19 protein-coding genes are annotated in these 19,104 nt (G+C 42.8%); 15 read left to right on the top strand and 4 right to left on the bottom strand.

Going from position 1 to position 19,104, the window contains the following annotated elements:
* Window positions 1-26: 26 nt before the first annotated feature.
* Window positions 27-959 (bottom strand): IS1595 family transposase, encoded by a 933-nt coding sequence (locus ABZA00_RS09855; protein WP_372881993.1) that lies wholly within the window; start codon window positions 957-959, stop codon window positions 27-29.
* 379 nt (window positions 960-1,338) lie between these two features.
* On the opposite strand from ABZA00_RS09855, the gene ABZA00_RS09850 reads away from it, so the two are divergent.
* Both ABZA00_RS09850 and ABZA00_RS09845 read left to right on the top strand, forming a co-directional pair.
* Window positions 1,339-1,626 (top strand): hypothetical protein, encoded by a 288-nt coding sequence (locus tag ABZA00_RS09850; RefSeq protein WP_372881992.1) that lies wholly within the window; start codon window positions 1,339-1,341, stop codon window positions 1,624-1,626.
* Complete coding sequence (locus ABZA00_RS09845; protein WP_372881995.1) at window positions 1,508-2,752, top strand: RNA-guided endonuclease InsQ/TnpB family protein; 1,245 nt, start codon at window positions 1,508-1,510, stop codon at window positions 2,750-2,752. The genes ABZA00_RS09850 and ABZA00_RS09845 overlap by 119 nt, the downstream gene beginning before the upstream one ends.
* 8 nt (window positions 2,753-2,760) lie before the next feature.
* Here ABZA00_RS09845 and ABZA00_RS09840 read toward each other — a convergent pair whose 3' ends face one another.
* Window positions 2,761-3,687: a 2OG-Fe(II) oxygenase gene (locus ABZA00_RS09840; protein WP_372881994.1), complete on the bottom strand. Its 927-nt coding sequence runs from the start codon at window positions 3,685-3,687 to the stop codon at window positions 2,761-2,763.
* A 778-nt stretch (window positions 3,688-4,465) separates the two neighbouring features.
* Here ABZA00_RS09840 and ABZA00_RS09835 point away from each other — a divergent pair.
* From ABZA00_RS09835 to ABZA00_RS09780, 12 genes are all read left to right on the top strand, one after another.
* Complete coding sequence (locus tag ABZA00_RS09835) at window positions 4,466-4,972, top strand: GNAT family N-acetyltransferase (RefSeq protein WP_372881991.1); 507 nt, start codon at window positions 4,466-4,468, stop codon at window positions 4,970-4,972.
* A 66-nt stretch (window positions 4,973-5,038) separates the two neighbouring features.
* On the top strand, window positions 5,039-5,599 hold the full coding sequence (locus ABZA00_RS09830; RefSeq protein ID WP_372881990.1) for a GNAT family acetyltransferase: 561 nt from the start codon (window positions 5,039-5,041) through the stop codon (window positions 5,597-5,599).
* A gap of 46 nt (window positions 5,600-5,645) precedes the next feature.
* Window positions 5,646-6,257, top strand: a complete 612-nt coding sequence (locus ABZA00_RS09825; RefSeq protein ID WP_372881989.1) for a fumarylacetoacetate hydrolase family protein — start codon at window positions 5,646-5,648, stop codon at window positions 6,255-6,257.
* 233 nt (window positions 6,258-6,490) lie between these two features.
* Entirely contained in the window at window positions 6,491-7,471 is a 981-nt protein-coding gene (pheS, locus tag ABZA00_RS09820; RefSeq protein ID WP_372881988.1) for a phenylalanine--tRNA ligase subunit alpha, read from the top strand.
* An 11-nt stretch (window positions 7,472-7,482) separates the two neighbouring features.
* Window positions 7,483-9,870, top strand: coding sequence for a phenylalanine--tRNA ligase subunit beta (pheT, locus tag ABZA00_RS09815; protein WP_372881987.1), 2,388 nt, complete (start codon window positions 7,483-7,485; stop codon window positions 9,868-9,870).
* A 3-nt stretch (window positions 9,871-9,873) separates the two neighbouring features.
* Entirely contained in the window at window positions 9,874-10,182 is a 309-nt protein-coding gene (locus ABZA00_RS09810; protein WP_372881986.1) for an integration host factor subunit alpha, read from the top strand.
* A 219-nt stretch (window positions 10,183-10,401) separates the two neighbouring features.
* Window positions 10,402-11,112 carry a Sir2 family NAD+-dependent deacetylase gene (cobB, locus tag ABZA00_RS09805; protein ID WP_372881985.1) on the top strand — a complete coding sequence of 237 codons (711 nt, stop codon included), beginning with the start codon at window positions 10,402-10,404 and terminating at the stop codon, window positions 11,110-11,112.
* A gap of 107 nt (window positions 11,113-11,219) precedes the next feature.
* Entirely contained in the window at window positions 11,220-11,999 is a 780-nt protein-coding gene (locus ABZA00_RS09800) for a hypothetical protein (RefSeq protein ID WP_372881984.1), read from the top strand.
* Window positions 12,000-12,036: 37 nt separating this feature from the next.
* Complete coding sequence (locus ABZA00_RS09795) at window positions 12,037-12,690, top strand: DUF2987 domain-containing protein (RefSeq protein WP_372881983.1); 654 nt, start codon at window positions 12,037-12,039, stop codon at window positions 12,688-12,690.
* 43 nt (window positions 12,691-12,733) lie between these two features.
* Window positions 12,734-13,507, top strand: a complete 774-nt coding sequence (locus ABZA00_RS09790; protein WP_372881982.1) for a phosphotransferase — start codon at window positions 12,734-12,736, stop codon at window positions 13,505-13,507.
* A gap of 99 nt (window positions 13,508-13,606) precedes the next feature.
* A complete protein-coding gene (locus ABZA00_RS09785; protein WP_372881981.1) occupies window positions 13,607-14,284 on the top strand; it encodes a phosphoglycolate phosphatase in 678 nt (225 codons plus the stop codon).
* A gap of 54 nt (window positions 14,285-14,338) precedes the next feature.
* Entirely contained in the window at window positions 14,339-15,811 is a 1,473-nt protein-coding gene (locus ABZA00_RS09780; protein ID WP_372881980.1) for an FAD-dependent oxidoreductase, read from the top strand.
* A gap of 48 nt (window positions 15,812-15,859) precedes the next feature.
* Here the strand turns inward: ABZA00_RS09780 and ABZA00_RS09775 are convergent, their stop codons facing one another.
* On the bottom strand, window positions 15,860-17,254 hold the full coding sequence (locus ABZA00_RS09775) for an anti-phage deoxyguanosine triphosphatase (protein ID WP_372881979.1): 1,395 nt from the start codon (window positions 17,252-17,254) through the stop codon (window positions 15,860-15,862).
* A gap of 255 nt (window positions 17,255-17,509) precedes the next feature.
* On the opposite strand from ABZA00_RS09775, the gene ABZA00_RS09770 reads away from it, so the two are divergent.
* Window positions 17,510-17,707 (top strand): DUF4250 domain-containing protein, encoded by a 198-nt coding sequence (locus tag ABZA00_RS09770; protein ID WP_372881978.1) that lies wholly within the window; start codon window positions 17,510-17,512, stop codon window positions 17,705-17,707.
* Window positions 17,708-17,930: 223 nt separating this feature from the next.
* On the opposite strand, the gene ABZA00_RS09765 is transcribed toward ABZA00_RS09770, so the two are convergent.
* Complete coding sequence (locus tag ABZA00_RS09765) at window positions 17,931-18,491, bottom strand: hemerythrin domain-containing protein (RefSeq protein WP_372881977.1); 561 nt, start codon at window positions 18,489-18,491, stop codon at window positions 17,931-17,933.
* Window positions 18,492-19,104: the final 613 nt, after the last annotated feature.

Raw genomic sequence — 19,104 nt, 5'->3', positions numbered from 1 at the left:
GGCTCTGTTCCACTTCGGTGTTGATCTTATTCAAGAGCTTCATTAAGCCAAACTTTGTTTTTGTAAGATTCTTTGTTTTCCATGAAGATAAACCATGCAATATAATGCTCCATATAACCCGTTCCAACTCCAAAAAAACGTTTCATCCACGTTTTCCAACGCATCATAAAGTTATTAAGCGTTTGAATATGATAAATTTTATCAATCACTTTTTGTTTATCCAAGCCAATGAGTCGTTTGTGATCGATGCTAAAATCAAGTTCTTGAACAATACTTTTGTAAGATAAGTTTCCATCAGTGCACAGCACGGAATCTGGTGTTAAAAGAGGCTTCAATGCCAAGCTAAGTTCTTCTTTCGTATCTTGATTTAAGACGTAATGGCTTACTGCTCCATTGCGATCCAAGGCTAGTAAAATAGGAACTTTCGGTGGATTTCCGCCACCACGTTTTCTTGATTCTCTTGGCATTTTTTTCGAACCTTTGAAGCTCTCCGGCACAAAGGTTTCGTCCGCTTCAATAATGCCAACTAATTCTGTCGGCTTGTGAGCACAAGGGCTTTTTAGTAACCGGTGACGCCATCTGAATGCAGTTTTTAAGTTAATATTTAACAAGTTTGCTGCATATCTCAAACTACTTGAAAGACATAGACATTCGATGTATTTCAACCACTTGTCAGGCTTTTTCATTCTAAAAAGGTTCGTTCCGGTGAGAGTGCTGAATGTTTTAGAGCAATTTTTACAGCGATAACGTTGCTTTCCTTGGTTAGTGCTACCCCACCTCGATAATGTGCAGTTACCACAATGGGGACATTTTGAGATGTCATTTTCATGTTTGGCAAGGACTTGGCCGACTTCATTCTTAGAAAGCTGGACATCAATTTGATGATTTAAGCGTTTTAGCTCAATATAAGATAGGTCTTCAATACTCTGTTGAAAAACAGTAAAAGTTACTTTACTCATAACATTAACCTCATGATATTGTGGTTGTTATGAGTATAGCTGAGCTAACCAACACTGAAGTGGAACAGAGCCATATAATAACAGTTTGGGTTTTTTAAGTATGTGGGTTTTCACAACAAAGCTCGCCAAGGTTGAAGGCGTTACTACCCAAACAATTAGGCGAAAAATTGAAAGTGGCTTTTACGATAAAGTGAAGCAAACCGAAGGCGGTCACAATCGTATTTTTATAACTCAACAAAGGTGAGTCTGCTATGCAAGAGTTAGCTCAAGCAAGCAAAAGTCGAGTATCGACACACAGCAAAACATTCTCCTTAGTTGATACCCAGACGCAGAGTTTATCAGTGACGTTGCCAGCGCTTTCAACTTTAAACGAAAAGGATTGCAGTCCATTTTGGAATCCGCAATGCTCGGTCATTCAGTCCACATTGTGGTTGCCACAAAAGACCGTCTTGCAAGGTCAGGCTTCGAGCTTATCAAGTGGCTTATTGAACTATCAGGTGGACGCATCGAGATCCTGGATGATAAAAATCAAGCCTCTGAGTCATTCGATACAACAGAACTTATCGGTTTCGTTACCTCATTCTGCAACAGCCACTACGGTAAGCGCTCCGCAGAAAGGCGTAAAAATAATCGCCTCAAAAAAAATCCGATTCTACCCGGAAAATAAAGCGGCTTACTTTGATGCGTTAGCTTTGTACAGACGTTCCTACAACCTCGCAGTTGAACGTTTCCGAAACGATTCTTATAAAGATGAAAACGGCAAGTTCATTAATATGCGGCCTGCTATTAAGGCTCAGGTTGAGCAAGAGCAACAAGAATCCGGTCGAGCATACAACTCCTTGATATCTGACAATGGTACACTCGCTGCCGCCACCACTTTTAAAGCGGTTTGTAGTAATAACAAAAAGCTTAAAGGGGCTAAATCAGGCTTTAGTGAAATTGGCTTTAAAAGTCGCAAGGGGTCTGTGCATTCCTTTAGCATTGACCGATTACCAAAAGGCTTAAACCCTTGCGTAAAGGCATTAGGTAAAATCCATTTAACAGAATCTGTCCCAAGTGAAGCTATTGGTAAGTCTTGCACAATAACTTGTGACAAGGGGCGTTGGTTTATTCAAGTACAACAACATATCGAGCTTAATACCGATATCCAAGGTGAAGTGAGAGTCGTTGGTGTAGATCAAGGTGTACGGACGTTTGCAACCTGCTTTAGTCAGGATGATGCGTTAATTGTTGGTGATGATTTTGCGAAAGAAAAACTGTTTCCATTAATGCAACGGGTCGATAAATTAATTGGGCAAAAACAGAAAATCTTCAACAAAGTAAAAGGCGTTAAGCTTATTGACATGCCTCAGTGGGTGCGTGATCGGCTTGTTTATTTTGACAAAGAAATTAATCGCCTAAAATGCAAAAAAGATGATCTTATATTGGACTTGCATAACCGTTTAGCCTTTGTGCTTGTCTCTAATTATGACGTTATCTTCTTACCAACCTTTGAAACAAAAGGAATGGTAACGCGCAAAAACAAAAAAATACGCACGATACGCCGCAATACTTGCCGCCAGATGCTTGACCTAAACCATTACGGTTTTAAGTTACGCCTCAAGTGGTACGCTAAGAAATATGGTAAGCATGTTGTGGACTGCAACGAAGCCTATACATCAAAAACCCGTTCTTGGGACGGTAGTATTGATGAAAAGCTAGGATCGTCAAAAATAATTAAAGGTGATGGGTTTATCGTTGATCGAGATATTAACGGTTCCCGCAACATATTACTTAAACACTTAACAAGGTAGCTTGTACCTTAATCATAACAGCGAATATTGCGTTCGTTGCGATTTAAAGCAAGAGATGGGACTGTCCAGCGCAGGTGTGCGTCGATATCCACGTTCTGCTCTGCCTGTTGCGGTATTTGCATATGATCCCCATACAGCCACAGTACCAAGTTTGAACGCTCGCCACTGGTTATGGGCTGAGCAGCGTGTGGCACATTGCCCCGGTGAATCATTGCGCTGCCGGGCTTGAAAGTGAGCCTTTTTACACGGCCTGTATTCGGATCGTAAAAGTCTACTTCCGAGCCAGTGAACTCCTCCCCGGGTAGGTTCAGGTTGATGTTCAGTGTCGCAGCAGACGCGTCGGTATGCAGGCGCAGCGAGGTGTCCATGCCGGCTTGATACTGAATTGAGAAGCCAAATGTCTGCGTATCATACCCCATCACTTCGGGGAACAAGAGGCGAGCGATCGGGCGCATATACTTCTCAACCAGCTCACGGTAGAACCTCTGAAAGCCTGGTGCGGCAAGAAATCCTTCAGAGCGAGGGTCGAGCATAGCGCCGCGGCGGTTCAGCACAATGCCGTAGGGTGGACGCAGTGGTATTTTTGCATTGGCTAAGTCTTCCAGATAGCCGCGTAAGTCTGCAAGGCGCTCCGGGTCAAAGAATTGGCACTGGAAAACGCCAGGAGACACTTCCTGCCAAAGATCCCGTACCGCTGATTCTTTCGTCGGATCCTCCCATGCCTGCACAACAGCATCGCGCAGATTCGCACCAAGCAGGGAGTCATCAGGAGTAAAAAGGCACTCTTGCTCGCTTTCCTCCCACTCTCTCCACGCATCGCTGAGTAAGTGTCTATTCTTATCCCAAAACTGCTGAACTGAAGGGGCGCGTTGAAGCATTGCTTCTCGCGAAGGTAAATCCAAGCTGCGCGCGCGCTGTAATTGACTCTGTGAGATATGATCATTAACAGTAGCAGTATTTTTCATCTCGCTTTCTCCTGATATTTTACTTGGTAATCGCTCTAACTTTGACGTGAAACTCAATCTATTACACCTGATACTCTAAATAAAGAGTGCTTTTAGCAAAACAGAATTAAGATTATCTATATAATCAAGGCACTGGAGATATTTTTATTGCGAAATTTTAGGTTTATCGAGCCTTATACCGTTGAATAAAAAATATGGGGTTATTATCAGAAAAACACTTGTCAGCGAATTACGCTTATGAGACTTATTTGAAAATAAGATTCCCGATACAACACTTCGGGAATGACGGGTGGTGTAGGTAATGACAGGACGATGTGCCGGAAACGTCGGGTATTGGGGTGACAGAAAATCACTTGTCAGCGAATTACGCTCATGGGACTTATTTGGAAATAAGATTCCCGATACAACACTTCGGGAATGACGGATGGTATGCCGGAAACGTCGGGCGGTGGGGTGACAGAAAAACACTTGTCAGCGAATTACGCTTATGGGACTGATTTGAAAATAAGATTCCCGATACAATACTTCGGGAATGAGGGGTGTTGGGGTGACAGAAAAACACTTGTCAGCGAATTACGCTTATGAGACTTATTTGAAAATAAGATTCCCGATACAACACTTCGGGAATGACGGGCGGTGTGGCGGGAATGACAGGATAGTGTAGTGACAGAAAAAACACTTGTCAGCTAATTACACCAATGACATTATTTCAAAAACACCCTTAGTCACTATTAATAAAAGGCTCACGATGAGAGTTGAAATTTCTCCAATACAGGCGGTTGACGACCCTGTTATCTGCAATATCATCAGGACGGTCGGCGCGGAATATGGCGCGGTAGGGGAGGGCTTTGGCCCTGCAGATCCTGAAGTAATGAATATGAGCCGTTATTATCTGCCTGAGCAGGCCTCTTTGTATCTGATTGCCAGGTTAGACGGGGAGATAGTCGGCGGCTGCGGCATCGCGCCTTTTAATAACAGTAAAACGATATGCGAACTGCGCAAGCTCTTTTTATTACCCCGCGCACGCGGGCTGGGGATAGGTAAAAAATTAACCGGGCAATGTTTGGATTTTGCTCAGGCGGCCGGTTTTAAGCAGTGTTATCTGGATACTCTGGCGAACATGGACAGTGCGATCGGCTTATATCAAAAACTTGGCTTTGCACATTTAAGCTCTCCCTTAGCCGGCACAATTCATGGCGGCTGTGATGTGTGGATGTTAAAAAACTTAGTACCAGTTGTACAAAATAAAATGTAACGTATTTTTAACACTATTTTTCACGTATGATTTTATCCACTAAGCGGTTAATAAAAAGGGTTATAAATGGAATTTAGAATTGCGCAGTTAAGTGATATCCCGGCGACCTTGGCACTGCACGCCAAATATCAGCTTGATACTATTGATGAGTCGGATAAAAAAGACGGTTTTGTGACAACGGCTTTTACCGAGCAGCAGTTAACGGATCTGATCCAGCAGGAGCAGGGGCTGTTTATTGCTGTTGAAGGCGATAAAGTGCTGGCTTATGTGATGGCCGCTTCCTGGCAGTTTTGGTCAATTTGGCCGATGTTTGCCCATATGGTCAAAGATTTGCCCAATTTAACCTATCTAGGGCAAAGGCTGAGTGTTGAGAACTCCTATCAGTATGGTCCGGTGTGCATTGATAAAAGTGTACGCGGCTCAGGCATGCTGGAGAAAATTTTTGATTTTGCTCGCAGTGAAATGGCCCTGCGTTATCCTATTCTGGTGACTTTTATTAATAAAATTAACCCTCGCTCTTTTGCTGCCCACACCGGCAAGTTAGGGCTTACGGTGATCCAGGAGTTTGAGTTTAATAATAATCAATATTATGAACTGGTCTATGATACGTCCAAACCGTTGTTATAAAACCGTTATTTCTGCGGTTAAATTTATTTGTTAAGAAGGCGCTACCATGCAGCAAATTGATATCGACGGAAAACCCTTTTACCCCTCTAAAGTGGTCTGTATCGGTCGTAACTATGTGGAACATATTAAAGAGTTAAATAATGAGGTGCCCAGCCAGCCGGTTATTTTTGTTAAACCCAATTCCGCTATTTTCGGACAGATAGTCTGCGATGATAGCGAGCCTGTCCATTATGAAGTAGAGATCTCATTTGTTATCAGGGAGGGGGAAATAAGTGCCGTAGGGATTGGTTTAGATCTGACTAAACGTGCTTTACAATCGACATTAAAAGCGCAGGGTTTACCCTGGGAGCGTGCAAAAGCTTTTGATAAGTCAGCTGTATTTAGTGACTTTGTCAGTTTTAGCGGCGCGCTGCAGGAGTTGTCTCTGCAGTTATTTATCAACGATAAATTAATCCAGCTGGCTAATTATGATCTGATGATCCATAAACCTGCGGATATTATCGCTGAAGTCACTACTTTTATGAGTTTTGAAGATGGTGATCTGCTGATGACCGGCACGCCCAAAGGGGTCGGCCAGGTTTTTCGCAATGATCATTTTGTCGGCCGGCTGTATAACGGTGACACCCTGCTGGTTGAAAAACAGTGGACGGTTGAATAATGCAGTTAACAGCACAAAATACCTGTCCGCTTCTTTTGTGCTGTTAAAAGCTGGCGTTTATTTTCTTTCTGCCCCTTGCGAGTTGATTTATTTAGTTTAATTCCCTGCTTACTCGCTTTCATTTGGCCTATCTACTAGCCAACTCCCTCTGATTTGCGTAAAATCTAGCGCTAATTTTCTTAAAGTCCAATCAATACGATTGTTATTGCTTGCTTCACAATGAGACCAAACGAATGCAACACCTTGATGAAATCGTTGCTAATGCGCAACAACAGATAGAAAACGCCGTCGACGGCAACGAATTAGAACAAATTCGTTTACAATATTTAGGCAAAAAAGGCTTAATGACTGAGCAGATGAAAGGCTTGGGCAAGCTGCCTCCTGCAGAAAAACCCGCTGCAGGCCAGTTGATTAATAAGGCAAAACAGGCGATTCAGGCGGTTTTAGTCGCCCGTAAGCAGACGATGGAAGCCGACGTCTTAAATGCCAAGCTCGCTCAGGAAACTATTGATGTTACTTTACCGGGCAGAGGCGCAAAATTAGGCGGTGTTCACCCGGTTACCCGTACCGTTGATCGTATTACTGAATTTTTTGCTGAATTAGGTTTTGAAGTAAAAAATGGTCCCGAAGTAGAAGATGGTTACCATAACTTTGACGCATTAAATATTCCGCCGCATCATCCTGCCCGTGCGGATCACGATACTTTCTATTTTAATCCTGAGCTGGTGTTGCGTACGCAAACTTCCGGTGTGCAGATCCGTACCATGGAAAAAGAAAATCCGCCGATCCGCATCATCTCGCCGGGGCGTGTTTACCGTAACGATTACGACCAGACTCATACGCCAATGTTCCACCAGGTTGAAGGCCTGATGATTGCTGAAAATGTAAGCTTTACTCAGCTTAAAGGGATTCTGCATGATTTCCTGCATAACTTTTTTGAAGAAGATTTAGAGGTACGTTTCCGTCCATCTTATTTCCCGTTCACTGAACCTTCTGCTGAAGTGGATGTATTAGGTAAAAACGGCTGGTTAGAAGTATTAGGCTGCGGCATGGTTCACCCGAGCGTATTACGCTGCATGGGCGTTGATCCGGACAAATACTCTGGTTTTGCATTCGGTATGGGCGTTGAACGATTGACCATGCTGCGTTATGGCGTAAATGATTTACGTTCTTTCTTTGAAAACGATCTTCGTTTCCTCAAGCAATTTAAGTAAGGATAAGAATAATGAAATTTAGTGAAGCTTGGTTACGAGAGTGGGTTAACCCGGAAATTACGCGTGATGAATTAGCGCATCAAATCACCATGGCCGGTCTTGAAGTTGATGATGTAAGCCCTGTTGCGGGTGAATTTAGCAAAGTGGTGGTGGGTGAAGTCGTCGAATGCGGCCCGCATCCGGATGCTGATAAACTGCAGGTGACCAAAGTTAATATCGGTGAAGCGGAATTAATTGATATCGTTTGTGGCGCTAAAAACTGCCGTTTAGGTTTAAAAGTGGCTGTTGCTGTGGTTGGCGCTGTTTTACCCGGTGATTTTCAAATTAAAAAGGCTAAATTGCGCGGCCAGCCGTCATCCGGCATGTTATGCAGTGAATCAGAGCTTGGTATGGCGGAAAGTTCAGACGGTATTTTAGAGCTGCCTGCTGCAGCACCGGTGGGTACCTGTGTGCGTGATTTATTGCATTTGGATGATGTTATTATTGATGTTGATTTAACCGCTAACCGTGCTGACTGTTTAGGGATTGCCGGTCTTGCCCGTGAAGTAGGGGTGTTAAACGGGATCTCCGTGACAGAGCCGACCTGGGAAAACGTTGCAGTAACTATTGACGATCAGGTTGCTGTTAATCTGCAGGCACCCACAGCATGTCCCCGTTATTTAGGACGTGTTATTCGTGGTATTAACCAGGGTGCGAAAACACCTTTGTGGATGGTTGAAAAATTACGTCGTTGTGGTGTGCGCAGTGTGGATGCGGTAGTTGATATTACCCAGTATGTACTGCTTGAATTCGGTCACCCTATGCATGCCTTTGACCTGGCTAAATTAGAGGGTGGCATTGAGGTGCGTCTTGCCGGGCAGGATGAAAAACTAACCTTATTAGACGGTAAAGAAGTGGTTCTGAACACCGATACTCTGGTGATTGCCGATCAGCACAAAGCCCTGGCGATGGCGGGTATTTTTGGCGGTTCGGATTCAGGTGTTGCTGAGGGTACAACAGATATCTTCCTGGAAAGTGCTTTCTTTGCTCCATTGGCAATTGCCGGTCGTGCGCGTGCCTATGGTCTGCATACTGATGCATCTCACCGTTATGAACGCGGTGTCGATCCGGTTTTACAAGCAAAAGCGATGGAGCGGGCAACACAACTGTTAGTGTCTATCTGTGGTGGTCAAGTTGGCCCTGTTACTGAAGCGCTGAGCGAAGAAAATATTCCGGCTCAGGCAACCATTACTCTGCGCCGCAGTAAACTGGACCGTCTGATCGGTATTTCTATTGATACTGCGCGTGTTGAACAGATCCTGACCCAGCTTGGTTGTGAAATCACAGCTAATGCTGAAGGCTGGACGGCTACCGCGCCGACCTACCGCTTTGATATGGAAATTGAAGAAGATCTTATTGAAGAAGTGGCGCGCGTTTATGGCTATAACAATATTCCGAATATTGCGCCGCAAGCGGCATTAACTATGCCTCAGCACAACGAAGCAAGATTGAAGTTATCTAAAATCCGCGATGTATTAGTCAACCGTGAATATCAGGAAGCGATCACTTATAGTTTTGTTGATCCGGACAAACAGCTGAAATTACACCCTGAAGCTGATGCCTTAATTCTGCCTCATCCGATCTCTAAAGATATGTCGGCGATGCGCGTAAGTTTATGGACGGGTTTACTAGAAAGTGTTTCTAAAAACCAAAAACGTCAGCAAAATCGCGTACGTTTATTTGAGACGGGCCTGCGCTTTATTAAAGATGAAAATGCTGAAAATGGTATTCGTCAGGAAGAGGTGTTGTCCGGTGTTATTATCGGTAATTTAAATGATGAGCATTGGAACATTGAGTCGCGCACGGTTGATTTCTTTGACCTGAAAGCAGATCTTGAAGCAGTACTGGATTTATGTGTCGATACGACAAGTTTTGAATTTAAAGCTGAAAAACACAGTGCGTTGCACCCCGGTCAGTCTGCCGGAATCTACCGTAACGGGAAAAATGTCGGTTATATCGGTACATTACACCCAAGCTTGAGCAAACCTTTTGCTGTAAACGGTAGTGCGATTGTGTTTGAAATTGAATTAGAGCAGATCTGTACGCGTCAATTACCTGCTGCGGGTGATATTTCTAAGTTTCCTGCCAACCATCGTGATTTGGCATTTGTTGTCGATGGACAATTAAATGCGGGTAAGGTACTAAAATTTATAGAAAAAATTGGCGGAAATCAGTTAGTTGGCGTAAACTTATTTGACGTATACCAAGGACAGGGCGTAACAGAGGGTAAGAAAAGCTTAGCGATAGGTTTGATCTTACAAGATACGACGCGCACCTTGGAAGAACAAGAGATTGCTGACAGTGTGAATAAAATTGTTGAAGCAGTTTCTGAACAATTTAATGCAACATTGAGAGACTAATCTATGGCACTGACTAAAGCTGAAATAGCGACGCATCTATCTGAAAAAATTGGTTTAAGCAAACGCGAAGCAAAAGAGTTTGTTGAGTCATTTTTTGAAGAGATTAAAGCAACACTGGAAAACGGAGAAGCAGTTAAAATTTCCGGTTTTGGTGGCTTTGAATTAAAAGATAAAAGTGAGCGTCCAGGTCGAAATCCTAAAACTGGCGAAGATATTCCGATTGCTGCCCGTCGAGTTGTTACTTTTCGGGCCGGGCAAAAACTCAAAGAGTTGGTAGAAGAAAGCCTACCCGATACCAAGGATAAACTTTAGTCAGTTTATAAAAAAGCCGCTTTTGCGGCTTTTTTTTTAACCTTTTGAAAGTTAAAGTTATGAACTTTCACACATTTTTATTTTCTTAATTTAGTATCATTATTCTTTTGTTACCTTACTGTTTTCGGCATCTCAGGCAGTGCAGAGAGACTGCCGAAATAATATGCTCAGCAGGCGCGTTTCTATTATTACAAAAACGTACTTTTTGGAGGTGTTTTTTTGCCATCCCATGTTTATAAAAAAATCGTTGTGTTAACCGGTGCCGGTATTTCCGCTGAATCGGGTATTCAGACATTTCGTGATAAGGGTGGTTTGTGGGAAAACTACAGACTGGAAGATGTAGCGACCCCGGAGGGGTATCAAAGAGACCCGCAATTAGTACTGGACTTTTATAATCAACGCCGGCGGGATTTAAAAGATAAAAAACCTAATGCGGCCCATTTTGCCCTGGTTGAACTGGAAGAGAAGTTTGCCGGGGAGTTTTTACTGGTCACACAAAACATCGATGATTTACACGAACGTGCCGGATCTAAAAATGTCATTCATATGCATGGCGAGCTGCTCAAGTCCCGCTGCCCTAACAGCAATCAAATTATGCCCTGTGATGATGATATTCACATTGATGATCTCTGTCATTGCTGCCAATATCCCTCCCCATTACGCCCGCATATTGTCTGGTTTGGTGAAATGCCGCTGAGTTTAGATATTATCTACCATCATTTATCTCAGGCGGATCTGTTTATTGCCGTCGGTACCTCCGGGACGGTATATCCTGCTGCCGGATTTGTTGAAGAGGCTAAAAGTGCGGGGGCGTTTTCTATCGAATTGAATTTGCAAGTCAGTGAAATTGTTAGTCACTTTGATCTGGTTGTGCAGGGAAAAGCGACAAAGTTACTTCCGGATTTGGTTAACACAATACTAAACAGGTAATAAACTTGAAAAGCTATTGGAACTCCCTACAATAGTTCGGCATTTGCTGATCTGCAGTTGTGAACTGGCAATGACGAACTTTATTTTACTTAGGGTAATTAGCTTGTATGAATGAAAAACATTTTATTTTGGGTGGTGATATTAAAAAATCACTTACTGAAGGTTATCGTTTTGATATTAAGTCTCTTTTTAAAGACGCTTTTGTGATCACGAAAAAGAATTACCTGCCGCTGGCGATTGCCAGCTTTTTGACCATTTCCCTGCTGGTGCTTGCATACGTTTATATTTTTAACTCTTTTGGTGAAGACGAAACGACTGTGCAGATGGTATTAAATTATGCTGTCACTTTATTAGTTGCCCCGCCTTTATTAACCGCATTGCAGATGATGGGGATCCATCACTCGATTGGGTTAAAAACCAAAGCAAATGATATTTTTAACCACTTTAATCTCATTTTAAAGCTATCGCTGGCTACGATGATCGTCAGTTTAATCTCTAATACCGTGAGTATGGTATTAACGGCGGTCTTGGGGAATATTGGTTTGCAGTTATCCATTGTTGCTCTGCTGTATCTGAACATGGTCTTTTGTCTGGTAAACCCTCTTATTGCAGAAAAAAAATTAACCCCGTTAATGGCGGTGAGATTTTCTTTTAAGATCGTCAATAAAAATATAATACAGTTTACTTTTATCTATTTCCTATTGATGCTGTTATTTTTTGTGGCGGCCATTCCTTCCGGTTTAGGATTATTTTTCTTCGTGCCTTTCTATTTTAATTTTATGGGCATTATTTATCGTCAAGTTTGCGGCGTCAGTGTGGTGGCAATAGAGCGCCCGGCTGGAGCAGATCATGATAGTAATAATCATAGCGGCGGTTTTGATGCGTAATCTGGCGATTTGTGGAATAGGGCAAGGAAGTTAATTAATGCGCTTGGGATTTTTTTGGGTTCTATTATTAACAGTAAACAGTGCGTTTGGCGCTTCCTTAAAATTAGATTATTCTCTTTTTTTCGGTTATATGAAAACCCTTTATAAGCTTGAATATGAACATGTTACGACAGCTTTTTATCTGCGCGATAAACAGACAGGAAATGCATGTTTAATCAACAATGCCTATCTGCTGGTGGACCGGCAGCGGGATCCGATTCAAATAGCCGAACAGGGGCGATTATTACCTTTTTATTCAGATCAGCACCGCAAAGATGGTGCGACCATTGAGGTCGAATTGTTAGCAGGTCAGGAAAATTATCAGTGTGATTTGCAGGTCACAATCATGGCTAAACAATCTGAACTGGGGCAGTTGTCATATTCTAAATTGGCATTGATCAGTACACAGCTCGAAGGGGTATTAAAAAAGAACGCCGGTATGGTCGGTAAATATTTTTTACCTGATTTTTCCGGTGTACGTGTGCAGCTGGCCGAGCCGCTTAGCGAGCTGCAGTTATCCATGTTGCCGGAGCAGGTAAGCTTTGCTGAAAATGGTGACTTGTTAATAGCCAATGCGGTGTTGCATGCACAGCAGGCAGATAAGAATTTAGCGTTGAGTGTGAGCCGTATTACCCCCTGGTTAAGCCAATAAAGTTGTGCCTTTTTTACCAGAGAAAGAGCTGACGAAGCAAGAATTGACCTGGATTTCAGACAGAAAAACCGGCTTATTAATGCGTGTTCAGCCGCTTAGGCAGGCACTCAGTAATGAGGTTTTTTTATTAACTTTCAGTAATGGTAAACAAAGCGTTTTTAAACGCCTCAACCAGACAGCACGCGACGCAGATGACAGGAGATGTGAGTTAAAGGTACATCAGCTGGCCAGTGATGCGGGCTTTACCCCGCAGGTGCTGGCGTACAATGATCACTATCAGCTGCAGGAATATTTTCCCGGTGAGGTGCTAAGCAATTCACCGCTAACCTCAGAGACTGTGAACCTGCTTGCACTGCAGCTGACTAAAATTCATCACTTGCCGGCAGTTTATGCCCAAAAGCAAAGTTTATCTTCTAACCTCAAGCAACTCAAAAAAAATAGAAACAAACACATTGATCAACAGAGATTTTCGCGCATTTTAAAACTTGCCCTTGTCCTGGATAAACACAGTCCGAAAAATCTTTTATGTCACGGTGATCTTTCTTTAAATAATCTCGTAATCAACAGCAGAGAAGAAGTTAAAATCCTGGATTGGGAGTATGCCGCATTAGCCTGTCCAGCTTATGATTTAGCTTCCTGCATCTGTATCAACCAATTAAATAGCCAGCAGCAGGAAGTTTTATTAAGGGAATATTATGTTTTAAATAAAGGCAATTTAAGATGTTCATTACCCGTGCTGCAGAAAGAATGCAGTTTGTACTTAACAGTTTTTGATTATCTGAATGCGTTGTGGACGAACTGCTTTATAGCGGACTAAAACCTGCTGCAATTCTTTAATGATAATGATTATCTTTTTACAATCTAAATGGCATAATATTCTCTTTTCCAACTAATTGATTTAGCAAAGGCCTTAACATTGAAATTTACAAATAAAGAAGTCATCCTGTTTGATTTAGACGGCACTCTGATTGACAGTGCCCCGGATTTGTCATTAGCGATTAATCATATGCTCAGCACGTTAAAGCGACCGACTTTTGAGCAGGATATCATCCGTTCCTGGGTAGGTAATGGTGCGCAGGTGCTGGTAAAAAGAGGGCTGTCAGGCCAAGCCGAAATTGATCAGGATATTGACCCGGCACTTTTTGAAAAATCCCTGCAGATATTCTTAGAGTTTTATAAAAATAACCTCTGCATTGATACCCAACTTTACCCCAGTGTTCGTGCGTGTTTGAAAATATTAAAAGCGAAAGGCTACCGCTTGGTCATTGTGACCAATAAACCCTTTGAGTTTATCGAGCCGATTTTAGACGGGCTGCAGCTGACCGGATTATTTGAAATGCTGCTTGGTGGTGACTGCCTGGAAAAACGCAAACCCGATCCATTGCCTTTACTGCATGTTTGTGAAAAACTTTCGGTCAGTGTTGAGCAGTGTTTAATGGTTGGCGATTCAAAAAATGATATTTTAGCTGCCAAAGCGGCAAATATGGAATCTATCGGTTTAACTTACGGTTATAACTACGGTGAAGATATTGGTATGCATAATCCCGAAGCTGTTTTTGATGATTTTGCTGATATTGTTGCCACATTAAGTTAATGATTTGCTAGCATTAATTATAAAATTTTATCAGTTAAAGTAATCAGGTTGACAATGGCAGAAGAAAAGAAACAAGCAGATCACCCGAATTCTCTCAATGTTGCGATCGTAGGCGGCGGCATTGCGGGTGCAAGCATTGCGTTATATTTAAGTGAATTAGGGATAAATGTTTCGCTGCTGGAGAAAGGCCCCAGTTTGGTTAACGGTCCGCCAATTTGCCATCTGCATGCAGGTGGTAATTTATACCGGGAAATTTCTGAACAGCAATGTCTGACGCTGCTGGCACAATCCGTTGATCTGCTGCGTTTATACCCCTTTGCTGCAGATTACCGGCCAACCGTGCTTGCAGTGCCTGAGCATGATAGCGGCACTCCTTTGCAGCTTTTGCCGCGGCTGCATAAACTACAGTCTGAGTATCAGCGTTTAATTGACCAGGATTCAAAAAATAAGGTGCTGGGTGACAGCCAGGATTATTTTCGGTTATTCGAACGTGAAGAGTTGGAAGCTCTGGCACTACAGGAGCCGCTACAAAATCCGCAGAGCCTGGCGCAGTGGATGATCCCGGTTGCCAAATATGTGGATCTGGATAAGCTTAAATTTCCGCTGATTATGGTACAGGAATATGGTTTAAATTTATTTCGTTTAAGTGCCAGCTGCACACTTTCTCTGCAGGAAAACGACCACTGCCAGCTGTTCACCAATACGACAGTAAACAATATTGTTGCATCCGAAAGCAAGCAGTCATGGATAATCGATTATCAGCAGGGCGGGATAAATAAACAGGCTGAATTTGATTATTTAATTAATGCAGCGGGTTTCAGAAGTGGTGTGATTGACGATATGCTGGGTTTTAAACGTGACCGTCTGGTAGAGTTTAAAGCCGCCTACGTAGCCCGTTGGTCCGATTGTAACAGTCTCTGGCCGGAAGTGGTTTTCTTTGGTGAACGGGGTACTCCGAATGGCATGGCGCAGTTTACCCCTTATCCCGGTGGTTATTTTCAACTGCATGGTATGACGGAAGATATTACCCTGTTCGAGCAGGGTTTAGTTGCCAGCAATGAACAGAGTGCACAACCCAGATTAGCAGATAAATTTATTCATAAAATTGATTTTCAGTGGAGCGAAGAGGAGATAATTGAACGTACACAACGCTCAATAAATCATCTTACTCCTTATATTCCCAGTTTTCAGTCTGCGCAGATCGGCGCTAAACCCCTGTTCGGGGCACAGCAGATACCCGGAGGAGAGCCCAGTTTAAGAGCGGCAACGGTCTCTTTTGTCGGGGCAAGGTATGCGCGTTGCGAAACGGTTAAAGCATCCTCGGTTTTAACCTCTGCAGATGAGATTGTTGAGCAGATGATTGCCCAAAATCTGCTTGCTGCAGAGATTAAACCAAGCCGTTATTTCCCGATCACTCAGGGCATTAGCGAGCAGGCGATCAACGAGCAGGCGGAAAAATTAGCGCAGCAGCGTCATTATCCGCTCTCTTTAGCGCACCTCAACAGCGCAAAGCATAGCGCTGCCTGAGAGCGTAAACAAACTACCTGAATTTTTATCTTCAGGTAGTTTGCTAATCTAAAAGCTATGTTCGCCAATCATTGCCGGGCTTTGGTGACTGCTGAATAAGCGTGAGTGCAGGCGCAGGGCGTGATTGTCGGTGAGACTGGAAATATAATCGGCAATAATGCGTTTTTCACGGGAAATGTCCCCCTTTTGTGCCCGCCACAGCGTTTTTACCTGTTCTGGTAAAAAGCGTAAGGGGCCGGCATTAAAAGCTTCAAATAATTCCATTAAAATTTGCTGCCCGCGATATTCAAGTATTTGTAAATCAGGGCTTTTAATAACGTAATTTAATACAAAGCTTTTAAGGATTTTTAACACCTTAAACATTGCCGGTGCCAAGTAAGCGTTATAAGCGAGTAGGGGATCGCTGAATTTGTCATTGACCTTTTTAATGTAAATTGAAGTAATCAGTGCATTCACCAGCGCGCCAATCGCATCTTTACGTTTAAAGTGCTGCAGTGAAAAGAGCTTATCGCTAAGCTCTGTAAGCTGCTCCTGAAGACTGAAATCCGTTATTTGACTCAACTGCATCACCACCTTTTCCTGCCACAGAGGTTTACTGATAAACCCCATTGCAATGGCATCTTCTAAATCATGTACGCCATAAGCAATATCATCGGCAATTTCCATGATTGAGCAATCTAAAGATTTATAACGTGATTTTTTGTGGCTTGGAGCATGCCCTTTCTGCGGACGCAAAGATTGGAATAAAGTTTGATCGCTCTCTGATAGCGGGCTGAGTACCTGATTTAATAAATCCTGATCGTGATCGTAAATACCTTTGGCCGGCATCCACTCTTCAGTTTTTAACTCCCGGAAATTACGACTGGTATCTATCGGATAAGCAGCGCTGATTTGACTCAGGCAGACAGGATATTTTAATAATCCTAACAAACTTCTGCGGGTCAGGTTCATCCCGTTAAATTCAGTGTAAGGCTCAAGCTGGGTTAAAATCCGGAATGTCTGTCCGTTGCCTTCAAAACCACCGTGCTCAATCATCATATAATTGAGCGCCGTTTCGCCGCCGTGACCAAAGGGAGGGTGGCCAATATCGTGACTTAAACAGATGGTTTCAATAAGGTTGTTATCTGGCAATAAGTTACTGAATTCAGGTTGCGTCAGTTTCAGGTGCTCGACAATACCCGCGCCGATTTGCGCGACCTCGAGAGAGTGGGTCAGACGGGTGCGGTAAAAGTCACTCAAGCCGTTATTATGAATTTGGGTTTTAGACTGCAGACGGCGAAAAGCGGCTGAGTGTAAAACACGTGCTTTATCCCGTTGAAAAGGGGTGCGTTGATCTAATAGACGTTTTTTACCCGGCTCAGCAGCCAGTCTGGTTAACCATTGCTCAGATATTATTAATTGCGCTTCGTTGTACCGCTCAGGATTATTATTTTCTGAATTCATATTGACGCCATTAACAGTTAATGATGGCAAAAAGTGTAACGCGTTTAGATAACAATAAATACCCAAATAAGATAAAAAGATGTGGTTGTATAACTTCCCAGCGTTAACTGAATTTTGATCACAATCCCTGTTGCTTTTGTTGGCTAAAGAAGGGCGGGAGAGATCCAATTTTGCAGCTTTTTATTATAAACAGCACTGCTAATTTATCTAACAATACTATTATTGTATTGATGTTAATAATTTGAGGGCGCAATTATGATGGAAATTAAACATTTATTAAGCATGGATGCCGAGATTGTTTTTGGTATTATCAATGAACGCTTACGGATAGAGTGTGATAGTTTGGATGAACTCGCGCATCGTTATAATTTAGATGAAAAAGCGTTAACTGATAAATTAAAATCAGTTGGTTATCACTACGATCCTATCAGGAATCAATTTAAAGCCGATTAGATTAGTCATGTTGTTACTCGCATTTACTTTTATTCAGATGGCGGCTAACACAGCCGCTATAATGAGCTACCCCCTCGGAATTGGTATAATACCAAGACGCTTTATTATATGAACTTATTTGCAGGGTGCACTCCATGCACCAAAAGCTACTATAAAGTCAGGAAAAAGGCTAATTTTACATGGTGCGCGGAGCACACCCTGTGTTGGTGGTGGATACACAGGGTCATTCCAGGTATATACCCTTCAGCCCGTCCAGTAGCTGATGCAGTTCCTCATGCTTGCCAATCCCAATCTTTTCTTCCTCGAGCTTTTCAAATGCAGCATAGAGTGCTGCCTGCTCTGCTTCGCTAAAGCCTTCCTCGCCAATCTGGAAAAGAACTTTTTCTTCCTTTTCAATATGGTTATTCAGAAGTTCGATATAGCTTGTGGCATTTTCAGCGGCCTCTACGACGCCGCTTGCCTGACCCTTTTTTATCTTTTCCACCGCTTCCTTTAACCCTTTGATATAGCCTCGACCTTGCTCATGTTCAGAGAGCATCTCTCCTATAGGACCGCCATCCCTGTTAACTCCCAGCTTAACTAAAGCAGGAAACAGAATATCCTCTTCTTTCCCGTGGTGACATTTATCAACAAACACCTGAAAAAAACCAACCAGCTGATCCAAGTGCTCAACGATCTTCTGATCTGGCTCCCTTTCCAGCCTGCTGATCATCCTGTCCAGGACAGTTAATGTCATCTTGACCGCCGCATGCTCATTTTTCAATTCATTGATTGCGTTCATCATATGTATCCTCTCTTATGTTGATGTTTTATTCTATAAAACTGATATTCCGCACCGCTTAAAAAACACTCTCTGAATATTTTTTAAGCGATGCGCGGTGAAAATATGGTTCTGTTTTGATCTGAAATTAACTCCGAATCTGCAATGTCTACTTTAGATGCGCTATTTCGGATAAAATAGAGATTTTCATTAAAAGTCTTTAATTACAATTTGTTACCCATCTTTTTGTGGATGATTCCACGATAGATGAAGAGCGCTTGATAACAACGAGTATAGGAAGAATAAAAGCCCCTGACCAAAAGAAAACATTGATTTTTACAAGGTCTTTTATCTCATAAGGGGCTGGTTGTGATAAAACCTGTTCAGTATTTATTGTTTTCCTTCATAACTATCTGTTTTTTATATTTATTTATGCCATCGTGTTGTTGGGGAAAATGCGAAACTGAGCGGATATGCTGGTGCTGTTTTTTTAAACTATACCCATGTTACTTCAAAATGCTTTGTCAGGCACGAGCTCGGAGACCAGAGCAAGACGCAACATGAGGTAATGGTTATTCCCTTTTCGATTGGTGCAACGCAGCACTGGTTTTCGAGCTAGCGCCCCGTAGGGCAAGGT

It is taken from the genome of Psychromonas sp., from assembly GCF_041586535.1.
Taxonomy (GTDB): Bacteria; Pseudomonadota; Gammaproteobacteria; order Enterobacterales; family Psychromonadaceae; genus Psychromonas.
Note: the sequence above shows the minus strand (reverse complement) of the source record. Positions and strands in the feature narration are given on the sequence as shown.

Excerpts from the sequence above, each read along its gene's own strand:
- ABZA00_RS09855 (WP_372881993.1), bottom strand. The coding sequence starts at position 959 with ATGAGTAAAGTAACTTTTACTGTTTTTCAACAGAGTATTGAAGACCTA.
- ABZA00_RS09835 (WP_372881991.1), top strand. The coding sequence starts at position 4,466 with ATGAGAGTTGAAATTTCTCCAATACAGGCGGTTGACGACCCTGTTATC.
- ABZA00_RS09830 (WP_372881990.1), top strand. The coding sequence starts at position 5,039 with ATGGAATTTAGAATTGCGCAGTTAAGTGATATCCCGGCGACCTTGGCA.
- ABZA00_RS09825 (WP_372881989.1), top strand. The coding sequence starts at position 5,646 with ATGCAGCAAATTGATATCGACGGAAAACCCTTTTACCCCTCTAAAGTG.
- pheS (WP_372881988.1), top strand. The coding sequence starts at position 6,491 with ATGCAACACCTTGATGAAATCGTTGCTAATGCGCAACAACAGATAGAA.
- pheT (WP_372881987.1), top strand. The coding sequence starts at position 7,483 with ATGAAATTTAGTGAAGCTTGGTTACGAGAGTGGGTTAACCCGGAAATT.
- ABZA00_RS09810 (WP_372881986.1), top strand. The coding sequence starts at position 9,874 with ATGGCACTGACTAAAGCTGAAATAGCGACGCATCTATCTGAAAAAATT.
- ABZA00_RS09800 (WP_372881984.1), top strand. The coding sequence starts at position 11,220 with ATGAATGAAAAACATTTTATTTTGGGTGGTGATATTAAAAAATCACTT.
- ABZA00_RS09795 (WP_372881983.1), top strand. The coding sequence starts at position 12,037 with ATGCGCTTGGGATTTTTTTGGGTTCTATTATTAACAGTAAACAGTGCG.
- ABZA00_RS09780 (WP_372881980.1), top strand. The coding sequence starts at position 14,339 with ATGGCAGAAGAAAAGAAACAAGCAGATCACCCGAATTCTCTCAATGTT.
- ABZA00_RS09775 (WP_372881979.1), bottom strand. The coding sequence starts at position 17,254 with ATGAATTCAGAAAATAATAATCCTGAGCGGTACAACGAAGCGCAATTA.
- ABZA00_RS09770 (WP_372881978.1), top strand. The coding sequence starts at position 17,510 with ATGATGGAAATTAAACATTTATTAAGCATGGATGCCGAGATTGTTTTT.
- ABZA00_RS09765 (WP_372881977.1), bottom strand. The coding sequence starts at position 18,491 with ATGATGAACGCAATCAATGAATTGAAAAATGAGCATGCGGCGGTCAAG.